Origin of the sequence: Burkholderia sp. AU32262 (assembly GCF_020419985.1) — a bacterium.
GTDB classification, from domain to species: domain Bacteria; phylum Pseudomonadota; class Gammaproteobacteria; order Burkholderiales; family Burkholderiaceae; genus Burkholderia; species Burkholderia semiarida.
Genome location: NZ_JAIZRS010000057.1, coordinates 1 through 13,282, shown reverse-complemented (window position 1 = coordinate 13,282; position 13,282 = coordinate 1). Strand labels below are relative to the sequence as shown.

At 67.7% G+C, this 13,282-nt stretch carries 10 protein-coding genes, 1 rRNA gene and 1 pseudogene; 9 read left to right on the top strand and 3 right to left on the bottom strand.

Annotated elements, in window-relative coordinates; translation table 11 throughout:
* The first annotated feature begins 254 nt into the window (after positions 1-254).
* A 5S ribosomal RNA gene (rrf, locus tag LGN10_RS33155) occupies positions 255-367 on the top strand.
* A 103-nt stretch (positions 368-470) separates the two neighbouring features.
* On the opposite strand, the pseudogene LGN10_RS33150 reads toward rrf, so the two are convergent.
* Together LGN10_RS33150 and LGN10_RS33145 are read right to left on the bottom strand one after the other, a co-directional pair.
* A pseudogene (locus LGN10_RS33150) lies at positions 471-703 on the bottom strand (GNAT family N-acetyltransferase); the annotation flags it as partial.
* A gap of 44 nt (positions 704-747) precedes the next feature.
* Positions 748-1,752 carry an AraC family transcriptional regulator gene (locus tag LGN10_RS33145; RefSeq protein WP_226226263.1) on the bottom strand — a complete coding sequence of 335 codons (1,005 nt, stop codon included), beginning with the start codon at positions 1,750-1,752 and terminating at the stop codon, positions 748-750.
* 142 nt (positions 1,753-1,894) lie between these two features.
* Between LGN10_RS33145 and LGN10_RS33140 the strand changes: the two genes are divergently transcribed.
* The 3 genes from LGN10_RS33140 to LGN10_RS33130 are packed head-to-tail and all read left to right on the top strand — an operon-like array spanning position 1,895 to position 5,552.
* The gene (locus LGN10_RS33140) at positions 1,895-3,562 is read left to right on the top strand and encodes an acyl-CoA synthetase (protein ID WP_226226261.1); all 1,668 of its coding nucleotides are present in this window, start codon (positions 1,895-1,897) and stop codon (positions 3,560-3,562) included.
* 13 nt (positions 3,563-3,575) lie between these two features.
* Positions 3,576-4,343 carry a 3-hydroxyacyl-CoA dehydrogenase gene (locus tag LGN10_RS33135; RefSeq protein ID WP_059578885.1) on the top strand — a complete coding sequence of 256 codons (768 nt, stop codon included), beginning with the start codon at positions 3,576-3,578 and terminating at the stop codon, positions 4,341-4,343.
* Between the two features lie 18 nt (positions 4,344-4,361).
* Positions 4,362-5,552, top strand: coding sequence for an acetyl-CoA C-acetyltransferase (locus tag LGN10_RS33130; protein ID WP_059578882.1), 1,191 nt, complete (start codon positions 4,362-4,364; stop codon positions 5,550-5,552).
* 127 nt (positions 5,553-5,679) lie between these two features.
* Here LGN10_RS33130 and LGN10_RS33125 read toward each other — a convergent pair whose 3' ends face one another.
* Positions 5,680-6,372 (bottom strand): TetR/AcrR family transcriptional regulator, encoded by a 693-nt coding sequence (locus tag LGN10_RS33125; RefSeq protein WP_059644942.1) that lies wholly within the window; start codon positions 6,370-6,372, stop codon positions 5,680-5,682.
* A gap of 321 nt (positions 6,373-6,693) precedes the next feature.
* On the opposite strand from LGN10_RS33125, the gene LGN10_RS33120 reads away from it, so the two are divergent.
* The 5 genes from LGN10_RS33120 to LGN10_RS33100 all read left to right on the top strand — a co-directional run.
* Positions 6,694-7,974 carry a Zn-dependent hydrolase gene (locus LGN10_RS33120; protein ID WP_226226260.1) on the top strand — a complete coding sequence of 427 codons (1,281 nt, stop codon included), beginning with the start codon at positions 6,694-6,696 and terminating at the stop codon, positions 7,972-7,974.
* 129 nt (positions 7,975-8,103) lie between these two features.
* Positions 8,104-9,441 (top strand): NAD(P)-dependent oxidoreductase, encoded by a 1,338-nt coding sequence (locus LGN10_RS33115; RefSeq protein ID WP_226226258.1) that lies wholly within the window; start codon positions 8,104-8,106, stop codon positions 9,439-9,441.
* Between the two features lie 53 nt (positions 9,442-9,494).
* On the top strand, positions 9,495-10,811 hold the full coding sequence (preA, locus tag LGN10_RS33110; RefSeq protein WP_226226257.1) for an NAD-dependent dihydropyrimidine dehydrogenase subunit PreA: 1,317 nt from the start codon (positions 9,495-9,497) through the stop codon (positions 10,809-10,811).
* Positions 10,812-10,911: 100 nt separating this feature from the next.
* Entirely contained in the window at positions 10,912-12,420 is a 1,509-nt protein-coding gene (locus LGN10_RS33105) for an NCS1 family nucleobase:cation symporter-1 (RefSeq protein WP_226226256.1), read from the top strand.
* Positions 12,421-12,483: 63 nt separating this feature from the next.
* Positions 12,484-13,282 (top strand): amidohydrolase family protein (locus LGN10_RS33100; protein WP_226226255.1); only part of this gene is annotated, 799 nt, incomplete at its 3' end.

The window sequence follows — 13,282 nt, the reverse complement described above, 5'->3', positions numbered from 1 at the left end:
ACTAATTGCCCGTAAGGCTTGATCCTATAACAAGTCTGCCTTGTGTCGATGATCGTTAGTGCTTCAGCACTTACGAGCATCCCACGCAGAGCGTCGAGCAGCGAAGCTGATCGATGCGGCGCGCCGGTTGAAGTACCGGTGACCTGCGTAGCAAGACGAGACAAGTTGGATTCTCGTGTGTGATACACACAACTCAAGATTACTGCTTCTTCCAAGATTGGTTGCGCTGCGAAGCAACGCAACAACCCCCTTTGCCTGATGACCATAGCGAGTCGGTCCCACCCCTTCCCATCCCGAACAGGACCGTGAAACGACTCCACGCCGATGATAGTGCGGATTCCCGTGTGAAAGTAGGTAATCGTCAGGCTCCCTAAGCCAGAAACCCCCGCCCGACAAGGCGGGGGTTTTTGCATTTCGGCACCCCGAGAAGCATGATGCAGCGAGCCGTCTTGCTGCCATCCGTTCATCCATCAGACCGTGATCCGCAAGATCGGAAAAAATCGGCCCGGGATCGCTCTCGATTCTTTTTCGCCGATCTTTTCAGCTCCCAGCGCCAGATAGAACGATGCGGCATTCGGATCCGCTTCGATCACAAAGCTTTGGATGCCTCTCGCAGCGGCTTCAGCCCGAACCGCTTCCCACAGCGCACGGGCCACGCTCGCCCCATGTAACCAGGATGGACGAACAGCCATCCAGGTCGCATCGTATCGGCGGCACCTGACGAGACGCTTCGAATCCACCGGTCATTCAAGACTCCGCCTCCGCCGCATGGACGTCGCGCCGAAACGCGCCGGGGCTCGTGCCGGTCCATTTCCGGAACGCGCGATGAAAAGCGCTCGGCTCGGTGAAGCCGAGCTCGGCCGCGATCTCCGCGACGCCGAGCGCATGCCCGCGCAACAGCGACTGCGCCAGCGCGCCGCGCAACTCGTCCTTGATCGCGGCGAAGCTTTGCCCTTCGCTGCGCAAACGCCGCCGCAGCGTCGCGGGCGTCGTATCGAGGCGCACGGCCAGCGTGTCGAAGTCGGGCCACTCGGCGGCCGGCAGCGCCTTCAGGTGCGCGCGCGTTTTCGCGACCCAGCCCGTGTCGTGCCGGTAGCGCACGAGCAGGTTGCCGGGCGCACCGCGAAGGAAGGTCTTCAGCGCCTGTTCCGAACGGATCGTCGGTAGCGCGAGGTACGCGGCGTTGAATGCGAGCCGGCTGTCGGGCCGGTCGAAATGCACGGGGACGCCGAAGAACTGGTGATAGTCGCTGCGCTGGCCGGGGCTCGGGCACGCGAAGTCGATGCGCTGCAGCGGGATGCGCCGGCCAATCAGCCAGCACGCGACGCCGAGCAGGATCAGCCAGAACGTCCGGTACGCGAATGCCGGGTACGGCGCGCCCGATTGCGTCAGCACGATCTGCGCCTGCCCGTCGGCCACGACGAGTTCGCCGTGCGGCTCGTCGAGCACTACCCGCAGGAACTTCAGCGCACGCCGCAGCGCCTTGTCGAGCGTGCCCGCATGCAGCGCCGCGTGGCACAGCAGCGTGAAGCTGCCGCGCCGCATCGGACGCGCGGCGAGCCCGAAGAATTCGTCGTCGAGCGCGCCGGCGATCGCGAGCCACAGCCGGCCGTACTGCTGCGGCGTGACGGGCTCGCGCACCGCGGCCGGCAACCCGGCGGCGCGCAGCACGGGCGCGGTCGGCAGGTCGCGCCGGCGCAGGCACGCGAGCGCATCGTCGACGAAATCCGGCGAAATCATCTGCGGCCCCATTTTCCTGCGTCCTCCGACATGGCAAAAGCGATCACGATTCTAGATTCCGTTTGTCATTGATTGCAATGTAGCGGCTGTCTACTATCGATGTATCCCCGTCGCGCCCTGGCTCGTCGGCGGCCATAACGTACAGGAGACACGCATGCCTGAAGGAGCTACCGCCCGGGCGGTGCCGGCCTACGCCGACGCCGTGGCCCGGTTCAGTATCGAGACCGCCGCCGCGCAACTAGCCGGCGATCTGGAGCGCGGCCTGAACGCGTGCGTCGAGTGCTGCGACCGGCACGCGAAGGCCGACGCGATCGCGCTCGACTGGATCGATGCCGGCGGGCGGCACCACAGCTTCACGTTCGCGCAGATGCAGGCGCTCTCGGCCCGGGTCGCGAACCTGCTCGTCGCGCAGGGCGTGAAGCCGGGCGACGTGGTGGCCGGGCTGCTGCCGCGCACGCCCGAGCTCGTCGCGACGATCCTCGGCACGTGGCGTGCAGGCGCCGTGTACCAGCCGCTGTTCACCGCATTCGGCCCGAAGGCGATCGAGCACCGGCTGCGCATGAGCGGCGCGCGGCTCGTCGTGACGAACGTCGCGAATCGCGCGAAGCTCGACGAGGTCGCCGATTGCCCGCCGGTCGCGACGGTGCGCGAAGCAGGCGAGACGCTGTCGGCGCACGACATCGATTTCCGTGCGGCGCTCGACGCGCAGTCCGATACGTTCGAGCCCGTGCTGCGCAAGGGGTTGGACCTGTTCATGATGATGTCGACGTCGGGCACGACGGGTTTGCCGAAGGGCGTGCCGGTACCGCTGTACGCGCTGCTCGCGTTCGGCGCGTACATGCGCGAAGCGATCGATCTGCGCGCCGGCGACCGGTTCTGGAACATCGCCGATCCGGGCTGGGCATACGGGCTCTATTACGCGATCACCGGCCCGCTGCTGCTCGGCCATGCGACGACGCTGTACGAGGGCGGCTTCACGGTCGACAGCACGTATGACGTGATCGAACGGCTCGGCATCACGAGCCTCGCCGGCTCGCCGACCGCGTTCCGGATGCTGATGGCGGCCGGGCCGGAAGCGGCCGCGCGCGCGAAGGGCCGGCTGCGCGTGGTGAGCAGCGCGGGCGAACCGCTGAACCCGGAAGTGGTGCGCTGGTTCCACGCGGCGCTCGGCGCGCCGATCCACGATCACTACGGCCAGACCGAACTCGGGATGGTCGTGAACAACCATCACGGCCTCGCGCACGTGGTGCACATCGGTTCCGCCGGCTTCGCGATGCCGGGCTACCGTGTCGCGGTGCTCGACGAAGCGGGCCGCGAGCTCGGCCCCGGCGAGCCCGGCAACCTCGCGATCGACATCGCGCGCTCGCCGCTGCTGTGGTTCCGCGGCTACTGGCAGCAGGACACGCCGGCGATCGCCGGCGGCTATTACCGGACCGGCGACAACGTCGAGCTGGAGCCGGACGGCGCCGTGAGCTTCATCGGCCGCGCGGACGACGTGATCACGTCGTCCGGCTACCGGATCGGCCCGTTCGACGTGGAGAGCGCGCTGATCGAGCATCCGGCCGTCAGCGAGGCCGCCGTGATCGGCGTGCCCGATCCGGAGCGCACGGAGATCGTGAAGGCGTTCGTCGTGTTGTCGAAAGGGTTCGACGGCACGCCGGAACTGGCCGAGGAATTGAGTCTGCACGTGAAGCGGCGGCTGTCCGCTCACGCCTATCCGCGCGCGATCGATTTCGTCGACGCGCTGCCGAAAACCCCGAGCGGCAAGATCCAGCGCTTCGTGTTGCGCAAGATGGAAGCCGAGAAGGCCGTTCAACCCTGAATATGGACTGCGAATGAATATCGAGGATCGCGTTTTTCTGATTACGGGCGCAGGTTCCGGCCTGGGCGCCGCGGTGGCGCGCATGGTCGTCGCGCAAGGCGGCAAGGCCGTGCTGCTGGACGTCAACGAGGAGGCGGGTGCGAGTCTCGCCAACGAACTCGGCGCGGCCGCGCGCTTCGTGAAGACCGACGTGACGAGCGAGGCTGACGGCCAGGCGGCCGTCGCCGCCGCGCGCGATGCGTTCGGTCGCGTCGACGCGCTCGTGAACTGCGCGGGCGTCGCGCCGGGCGAGAAGGTCGTCGGCCGCGACGGCCCGCATTCGCTCGACCGCTTCGCGCGCGCGGTGTCGATCAACCTCGTCGGCACGTTCAACATGATCCGGCTGGCCGCCGAAGCGATGTCGAAGCAGGACGCGAACGCGGAAGGCGAGCGCGGCGTGATCGTCAACACCGCGTCGGTCGCGGCGTTCGACGGGCAGATCGGCCAGGCCGCGTATGCGGCGTCGAAAAGCGGCGTGGTGGGCATGACGCTGCCGATCGCGCGCGAGCTCGCGCGCTTCGGCATTCGCGTCGTGACGGTCGCGCCCGGCATCTTCGCGACGCCGATGATGGCCGGCATGCCGCAGGACGTGCAGGACGCGCTCGGCAAGAGCGTGCCGTTCCCGCCGCGGCTCGGCCGCCCGGAAGAATTTGCGGCGCTGGTGCGCCACATCGCCGAGAACACGATGCTGAACGGCGAAGTCATCCGTCTCGATGGCGCGTTGCGCATGGCACCGCGCTGACACTGGAGGAAGCGAATCATGACGACTCAGGATCCGATCGTAATCGTGGGTGCGGCCCGTACGCCGATGGGCGGTTTTCAGGGCGACCTGGCGGCGGCCAGCGCGAGCGACCTTGGCGCGGTGGCGATTCGTGCGGCGCTCGAGCGCGCGAACGTGCCGGCCGAACGTATCGACGAAATCGTGTTCGGCTGCGTGCTGCCGGCCGGCCAAGGGCAGGCGCCCGCGCGGCAGGCCGCGCTGAAGGCCGGGCTGCCGCTCGCGGCGGGCGCGACCACGGTCAACAAGATGTGCGGTTCGGGCATGAAGGCGGCGATGTTCGCGCACGACCTGCTGCTGGCGGGGTCCGCGGGCGTGGCCGTCGCGGGCGGGATGGAGAGCATGACGAATGCGCCGTACCTGCTGCCGAAGGCGCGCGCGGGCATGCGCATGGGGCACGGGCAGGTGCTCGACCACATGTTCCTCGACGGGCTCGAGGACGCATATGAAAAAGGCCGCCTGATGGGCACGTTCGCGGAGGATTGCGCGCAGGCCTACCAGTTCACGCGCGAAGCGCAGGATGCGTTCGCGATTGCGTCGCTGACGCGGGCGCAGCGCGCGATCGCGGATGGGCGTTTCGCATCGGAGATCGCGCCGGTGACCGTGAAGGCCGGCAAGACGGAAAGCGTCGTGTCGATCGACGAGCAGCCGGGCAAGGCGAAACTCGACAAGATCCCGACGCTGAAGCCGGCGTTTCGCGACGGTGGCACGGTGACGGCCGCGAACGCATCGTCGATCTCGGACGGCGCGGCCGCGCTCGTGATGATGCGCCGCTCGGAAGCCGAGCGCCTCGGCCTCACGCCGAAGGCCGTGATCGTCGGGCATTCGACTTATGCGGACAAGCCCGGCCTGTTCGCGACCGCGCCGATCGGCGCGCTGCGCAAGCTGTCGGAGAAAACCGGCTGGAACCTGCGCGACGTCGACCTGTTCGAGATCAACGAAGCGTTCGCGGTGGTGCCGATGGCCGCGATGCGCGACCTCGACCTGCCGCACGAGAAGGTGAACGTGCACGGCGGCGCGTGCGCGCTCGGGCATCCGATCGGCGCATCGGGTGCGCGCGTGATGGTGACGCTGCTGGCCGCGCTCGAGACGCACGGGTTGACGCGCGGTATCGCCTCGCTGTGCATCGGCGGCGGCGAAGCGACGGCGGTTGCAATCGAGCGGATCGCTTGACACGACGCACGACGCGTCGCGTCGTACCCGCGCACGCAAGTGGCAACACGGGCGGCGCGTATCGCACGGGACATCCCCGGGTGATGCGCGCCGCCCGTCTTTTTATTCGGCGGCTCGCCGTGTTGCGCTACGGCTTCGCGTTCGGCGACACCGCGCCGCACGCACGAATCACGAGCTGCACGACCTGCTCGGTCTTTTCGTCGAACGCCTTCTTCGTGAACGCGCGCTTGCCGCTCAGCGCGCGAATCTGCGCATCGAAATCCGCATAGTGTTGCGTGGTCGACCAGATCAGGTACATCAGCGCATGCGGGTCGATCGGCGCGAGCAGCCCGCGCGCGATCCAGCCTTCGATCACCTCGACGCGCGTGTCGAACCACGGCTTCACACGTTGCGACAGGATGTCCTGCATGTGCTCCGCGCCGTGGATGATCTCGTTGGCCCAGACCTTCGAGCCGAGCGGGCGCCGCCGCGACAGCGCCATCTTCGCGCGCACGTAGCTGCCGATCGCGTCCACCGGATCGTCGCCGGCCTCGAACGAACCGGCCGCGCGATGCCAATCTTCGAACAGGTCGTCGAGCACGCGTCGGTACAACGCGAGCTTGGTCGGGAAGTAGTAGTGCACGTTCGCCTTCGGCAGGCCAGCGCGCTCCGCGATCATCGCGGTGCTGGCGCCGGCGAGCCCGCGTTCCGCGAATACGGCTTCCGCGCACGCGAGCAGATGTGCTTCGTTGGACTCGCGTATGTGCGCCTTGCGTCGCCGCAAAGGCGCCGGCGTTTCGTCCCGGTCGGTGGCTTCGATCGTCGCCTCGTCATGTCTCATCGTTACCCTCGCGCGGCGGTCATGCCGCGTTGGGCTTCATTCTAGCCGCTGATTCGCGTCGCACGCACAGACAGGAATGTCGTGATGCCACGGCGATGCTGCGTTGCGGTGGCACGGTTCTCGCTCTGCCGCGTCACGCAAGAAAGACGTTGCGCTGGTCATTTTGATCGTCTAAAACCTGTCCAATCGGACAGGATTTGACGTGTTTCGCGAACCGGCGGGCACCTGCACCGCATCCGTGCGGCGTGCCCCGAAAGAGGTCTCGCACGCACCGGCACAGACCGGGCCGACGACATCACCGACCCCACAGGAGCGATACGAATGAACGCGGTATCGGAAACAGTGAAGCGGGCAGCTTTCGACACGTCGATCAAGGTCGACGGCAAGCGGTTGTGGGACAGCCTGATGGAAGTCGCGAAAATCGGCGCGACGCCGAAAGGCGGCGTGTGTCGGCTCGCGCTGACCGATCTCGACAAGGCCGGCCGCGACCTGATCGTCGGCTGGGCGAAGGCCGCCGGCTGCACGGTGACGGTCGATACGATGGGCAACGTGTTCATGCGCCGTGCGGGCCGCGTGGCCGACGCGGCGCCTGTCGTCACCGGCTCGCATGCGGATTCGCAGCCCACCGGCGGGCGCTTCGACGGCATCTACGGCGTGCTCGGCGGTCTCGAAGTGATTCGCAGTCTGAACGATCACGGCATCGAGACCGAGCATCCGGTCGAGGTCGTGATCTGGACCAACGAGGAGGGCTCGCGCTTCGCGCCGGCGATGGTCGCATCGGGCGTATTCGCGGGCGTGTTCACGCTCGACTACGGGCTGTCGCGCAAGGATGTGGACGGCAAGACGATCGGCGAGGAACTCGCGCGCATCGGCTACGCGGGCGACGTGCCGTGCGGCGGGCGCAAGCTGCACGCGGCGTTCGAACTGCATATCGAGCAGGGGCCGATTCTCGAAGCGGAATGCAAGACGATCGGCGTCGTGACCGACGCGCAGGGGCAGCGCTGGTACGAGATCACGTTCACCGGCCAGGAAGCGCACGCGGGACCGACGCCGATGCCGCGCCGCCGCGACGCGCTGCTCGGCGCGGCGCGCGTGGTCGATCTCGTCAACCGGATCGGCCTCGATCATGCGCCGTTCGGCTGCGCGACGGTGGGCATGATGCAGGTCTACCCGAACTCGCGCAACGTGATTCCCGGCCGCGTGTTCTTCACGGTCGATTTCCGTCATCCGGACGACGCCGTGCTCGCGAAGATGGACGCGGCGCTGCGCGACGGCGTCGCGCGCATCGCGGCCGATATCGGGCTCGACACCGAACTCGAGCAGATTTTCTATTACAAGCCGGTCGCGTTCGACCCGGCATGCGTGGCGGCCGTGCGCGACGCGGCCGATCGCTTCGGCTACTCGCATCGCGACATCGTGTCGGGTGCGGGCCACGATGCGTGCTATCTGGCGCAGGTCGCGCCGACGTCGATGGTGTTCGTGCCCTGCGTCGACGGCATCAGCCACAACGAGATCGAGGACGCGACGCCCGCATGGATCGAGGCCGGCGCGAACGTGCTGCTGCACGCGATGCTGTCGCGTGCGTGCGAGCCGGCTTCATGACCGACCGGACATAGCGCGACAGGCAGGCCGCGCACCGCTTGACCGTAGCACGCCGACGCATGACCGCCCCGACTGAGCATTCGCAGCCGGCGGGGACGGCTTTGTCTCCACCCAGTCGAAGGAACGCGTATGACCACTCAGCCAACCGGCGATATCGCCGCGCATCGCCTGTCGTCCACGCAACTCTCGTGCGAATTCGCCGATATCGCGCCGCTGCTCGATCCGACCGCGGCGGCGGCCGCCGCAAGTCGCTGCCACTACTGCTACGACGCGCCGTGCGTGCACGCGTGTCCGACGCAGATCGACATCCCGAGCTTCATCCGCAAGATCGGCAACGGCAACCTGAAAGGCGCCGCGACCGACATCCTGTCCGCGAATCCGCTCGGCGGGATGTGCGCACGCGTGTGCCCGACCGAGATCCTGTGCGAAGGCGCGTGCGTGCGCAACCATCAGGATGCGCAACCGGTCGCGATCGGCGCGCTGCAGCGGCATGCAACCGACTGGGCGATGCAGACCGGTGCGGTGCAGTTCCGGCGCGCGCCCGACACGGGCCGCCATGTCGCGGTGGTGGGCGCGGGGCCGGCCGGGCTCGCATGCGCGCACCGGCTCGCGCTCGCCGGACATCGCGTCACGCTGTTCGACGCGCGCCCGAAGGCCGGCGGCCTCAACGAATACGGGATCGCCGCGTACAAGACCGTCGACGATTTCGCGCAGCGTGAAGTCGAGTGGCTGCTGTCGGTGGGCGGCATCACGCTGGAAACGGGCGTGGCGCTCGGGCGCGACGTGACGCTCGACGCATTGCGCGAGCAGCACGACGCGGTATTTCTCGCGATGGGGCTCGGTGGCGTGCGTGCGCTCGAGATCGACGGCGAGCAACTGGGCGGCGTGATGAATGCAGTCGACTTCATCGAGCAGGTGCGGCAGGCAGACACACTGGCGAACGTGCCGGTCGGGCGACGCGTGGTCGTGATCGGCGGCGGCAATACGGCGATCGATGCGGCCGTGCAGAGCCGCAAGCTCGGCGCCGAGCGCGTGACGATGGTGTACCGGCGCGGCGTGGACGCGATGAGCGCGACATGGGCCGAGCGCGAGTTCGCGCAGAAGTGTGGCGTCGCGCTCGTCACGCACGCGAAGCCGGTGCGCATCGCGGGCGTGAACGGGCAGGCGACGGGCGTCGAATTCGAGGCCGCATCGGGTGAGCGCTTCATCGTCGATGCGGACATGGTGCTGAAGGCGATCGGCCAGACGCTCGTGCCTCGCGGCGTCGCGGCCGAATTGCTGACCGCGGACGGCACGCGTATCGCGGTGGATGCGGACGGGCGTACGGCACTGACCGACGTATGGGCCGGCGGCGACTGCGCGGCGACCGACGGCATCGACCTCACGGTGCAGGCCGTGCAGGACGGCAAGCGCGCGGCCGCGTCGATCGACGCGACGCTCGCCGCGCGCGACGCGAAGGCGGCCTGAACGCGCGTCGCATCGTCAGCACACCGAACACGACCCTTCTCACGGAGCCGAACATGGCCGATCTTCGCTGCACCATCGCAGGCATCACCTCGCCGAATCCGTTCTGGCTGGCGTCCGCGCCGCCCACCGACAAGGCCTACAACGTCAATCGCGCGTTCGAGGCAGGCTGGGGCGGCGTCGTCTGGAAGACGCTGGGGCTCGATCCGCACGTCGTCAACGTCAGTTCGCGCTACGGCGCGGTGCAGTGGAACGGCCAGCGCATCGCGGGGCTGAACAACATCGAGTTGATCACCGACCGCCCGCTCGACGTGAACCTGACAGAGATCGCGCAGGTGAAGCGCGACTGGCCGGACCGCGCGCTGATCGTGTCGCTGATGGTGCCGTGCAACGAGCGCGACTGGAAATGGATTCTCCCGCTCGTCGAGGATACCGGCGCCGATGCGGTCGAACTCAACTTCGGCTGTCCGCACGGGATGAGCGAGCGCGGGATGGGCGCGGCGGTCGGGCAGGTGCCCGAATACGTCGAGATGGTCACGCGCTGGGTGAAGGAGGGCACGAAGCTGCCGTGCCTCGTGAAGCTCACGCCGAACATCAGCGACATCCGGATGGGGTCGCGCGCCGCGTACAAGGGCGGCGCGGACGGCGTGTCGCTGATCAACACGATCAACTCGATCGTCGCGGTGGATCTCGACCAGATGGCCCCGATGCCGACCGTCGACGGCAAGGGCACGCACGGCGGTTATTGTGGGCCGGCGGTCAAGCCGATCGCGCTGAACATGGTCGCGGAGATCGCGCGCGACCCGGAAACGCCGAACCTGCCGATTTCCGGCATCGGCGGCATCTCGTCGTGGCGCGACGCGGCCGAATTCATGGTGCTCGGCGCCGGCAGCGTGCAGGTGTGCACCGCCGCGATGCATTACGGATTCCGGATCGTGTCGGATCTCGCCGACGGGCTGTCGAACTGGATGGACGAGAAGGGCTACGCGACGCTCGACGACATCCGCGGCCGCGCGGTGCCGAACGTGACCGACTGGAAATACCTGAACCTGAAATACGACATCAAGGCGCGCATCGACCAGGACCGCTGCATCCAGTGCGGGCTGTGCCACATCGCGTGCGAGGATACGTCGCATCAGGCGATCACGGCGACGAAGGATGGCGTGCGGCATTTCGAAGTGATCGATTCGGAATGCGTCGGGTGCAATCTTTGCATGCATGTGTGTCCGGTCGAGCAATGCATCACGATGGAGCGCGTCGATTCGGGCGGCTACGCGAACTGGACCACGCATCCGAACAATCCGGCGAGCGCGGATGCCGGTGCGAACGGCGGCCCGGCGACCGCGCCCGAGAAGCACGCGAAGGCGGCCTGACCGGCGTCCGGCGGCGCGGGATGGACTGCGCCGCCGCTTTTCGTTTCACCGGGCCGGCATCGTACGATGCCGGCGCCGACGTTTTCGTGGAGCGCGTTCAATGAAACCAGCAGCGATTCCCGCCGATGCCGACAGCGCCGCGGCGCACGGCGGCAGCCTGTACAACGACGACCTCGCGCCGACGACGCCGGCGCAGCGCACGTGGAAGTGGTACCACTTCGCGGCGCTGTGGGTCGGGATGGTGATGAACATCGCGTCGTACATGCTTGCGGCCGGGCTGATCCAGGAAGGCATGTCGCCGTGGCAGGCGGTGATGACGGTGCTGCTCGGCAACCTGATCGTGCTCGTGCCGATGCTGCTGATCGGCCATGCGGGCGCGAAGCACGGGATTCCGTACGCGGTGCTGGTGCGCGCGTCGTTCGGCACGCAGGGCGCGAAGCTGCCGGCGCTGCTGCGCGCGATCGTCGCGTGCGGCTGGTACGGCATCCAGACCTGGCTCGGCGGCAGCGCGATCTACACGCTGCTGAACATCCTGACCGGCAACGCGCTGCACGGCGCGGCGCTGCCGCTCGTCGGCATCTCGTTCGGGCAGCTCGCGTGCTTTCTCGTGTTCTGGGCGCTGCAGCTGTACTTCATCCTGCACGGCACCGATTCGATCCGCTGGCTCGAAAGCTGGTCCGCGCCGATCAAGGTCGTGATGTGCGTGGCGCTCGTGTGGTGGGCGACGTCGCGGGCGGGCGGTGTCGGCTCGATGCTGTCGGCGCCGTCGCAGTTCGTCGCGGGCGGCAAGAAGGCGGGGCTCTTCTGGGCGACGTTCTGGCCGGGCCTGACCGCGATGGTCGGCTTCTGGGCGACGCTCGCGCTGAACATTCCCGACTTCACGCGCTTCGCGCATTCGCAGCGCCACCAGATGATCGGCCAGTCGATCGGGCTGCCGCTGCCGATGGCGCTGCTGTCGGTGGTGTCGGTCGTCGTGACGTCGGCGACCGTCGTGATCTACGGCAACGCGATCTGGGATCCGATCGACCTGACGAGCCGGATGACCGGCATCGGCGTGGGCATCGCGCTCGTGATCCTCACGCTCGACACGATGTGCTGCAACCTCGCCGCGAATCTCGTCGGGCCTGCCTACGATTTTTCGAGCCTGTGGCCGAAGGCGATCTCGTACCGCGCGGGCGGGATGATCACTGCGACGATCGCGATCGTGATGATGCCGTGGAAGATCCTCGCGACGACGGATGGCTATATCTTCACCTGGCTCGTCGGCTATTCGGCGCTGCTCGGGCCCGTCGCGGGCATCCTGATGGTCGACTATTTCCTGATTCGCGGCACGCGGCTCGACACGCGCGCGCTGTTCGACGAGCGCGGCGGCTTCAGCTACGCGCGCGGCTGGAATCCGGCCGCGCTGGCCGCGCTCGCGATCGGCGTGCTGCCGAACCTGCCGGGCTTCCTGCATACGGCGTTTCCGGCGTCGTTCCCGAACGTGCCGGCGTTTTTCAACACGCTTTACACGTACGCGTGGTTCGTCGGCCTCGTGCTGGCGTCCGGCGTGTACGGCACCTGGATGAAGTGGCGCGCCGGACAGCGCGCGCAGATCGCGAGCGCATGACGCGCGAGCCGGATGCGACCCGCGCGGCATGCGGCACCCGACAGTCAACGAGGAGGCAACGAAATGGCAATCCTGATTCGTGGCGGCACCGTGGTCGATGCGGACCGCTCCTATCGCGCGGACGTGCTCTGCGCGGACCCGCAGGACGGCGGCACGATCCTGCAGATCGCGGAGCGGATCGACGCGCCGGCCGGCGCAACGGTCGTCGATGCGCACGACCAGTACGTGATGCCGGGCGGGATCGACCCGCATACGCACATGGAACTGCCGTTCATGGGCACGACCGCGAGCGACGATTTCTACTCGGGCACCGCTGCCGGGCTGTCGGGCGGCACGACGAGCATCATCGATTTCGTGATTCCGAGCCCGAAGCAGCCGCTGATGGATGCGTTCCGGGAATGGCGCGGCTGGGCCGAGAAGTCGGCTTCCGACTACGGCTTCCACGTGGCCGTGACGTGGTGGGACGACAGCGTGCACCGCGACATGGGCACGCTCGTGCGCGAGCATGGCGTGTCGAGCTTCAAGCATTTCATGGCGTACAAGAACGCGATCATGGCCGACGACGAGATTCTCGTGAACAGCTTCACGCGTTCGCTCGAGCTCGGCGCGCTGCCGACCGTGCACGCGGAGAACGGCGAGCTCGTGTTCCAGCTGCAAAAGGCGTTGCTCGCGCGCGGGATCACGGGGCCGGAGGCGCATCCGCTGTCGCGGCCGCCGGAAGTGGAGGGCGAGGCCGCGAACCGCGCGATCCGCATCGCGCAGGTGCTCGGCGTGCCCGTGTATATCGTGCACGTGTCGGCGAAGGACGCGGTGGACGTGATCACGCGCGCGCGCAGCGAGGGGCTGCGCGTGTTCGGCGAAG

Bases quoted from the DNA above. Each gene is read 5' to 3' on its own strand.
- LGN10_RS33125 (WP_059644942.1), bottom strand. From the start codon at position 6,372: ATGAGACATGACGAGGCGACGATCGAAGCCACCGACCGGGACGAAACG.
- LGN10_RS33145 (WP_226226263.1), bottom strand. From the start codon at position 1,752: ATGGGGCCGCAGATGATTTCGCCGGATTTCGTCGACGATGCGCTCGCG.
- preA (WP_226226257.1), top strand. From the start codon at position 9,495: ATGGCCGATCTTCGCTGCACCATCGCAGGCATCACCTCGCCGAATCCG.
- LGN10_RS33135 (WP_059578885.1), top strand. From the start codon at position 3,576: ATGAATATCGAGGATCGCGTTTTTCTGATTACGGGCGCAGGTTCCGGC.
- LGN10_RS33140 (WP_226226261.1), top strand. From the start codon at position 1,895: ATGCCTGAAGGAGCTACCGCCCGGGCGGTGCCGGCCTACGCCGACGCC.
- LGN10_RS33115 (WP_226226258.1), top strand. From the start codon at position 8,104: ATGACCACTCAGCCAACCGGCGATATCGCCGCGCATCGCCTGTCGTCC.
- LGN10_RS33130 (WP_059578882.1), top strand. From the start codon at position 4,362: ATGACGACTCAGGATCCGATCGTAATCGTGGGTGCGGCCCGTACGCCG.
- LGN10_RS33105 (WP_226226256.1), top strand. From the start codon at position 10,912: ATGAAACCAGCAGCGATTCCCGCCGATGCCGACAGCGCCGCGGCGCAC.
- LGN10_RS33120 (WP_226226260.1), top strand. From the start codon at position 6,694: ATGAACGCGGTATCGGAAACAGTGAAGCGGGCAGCTTTCGACACGTCG.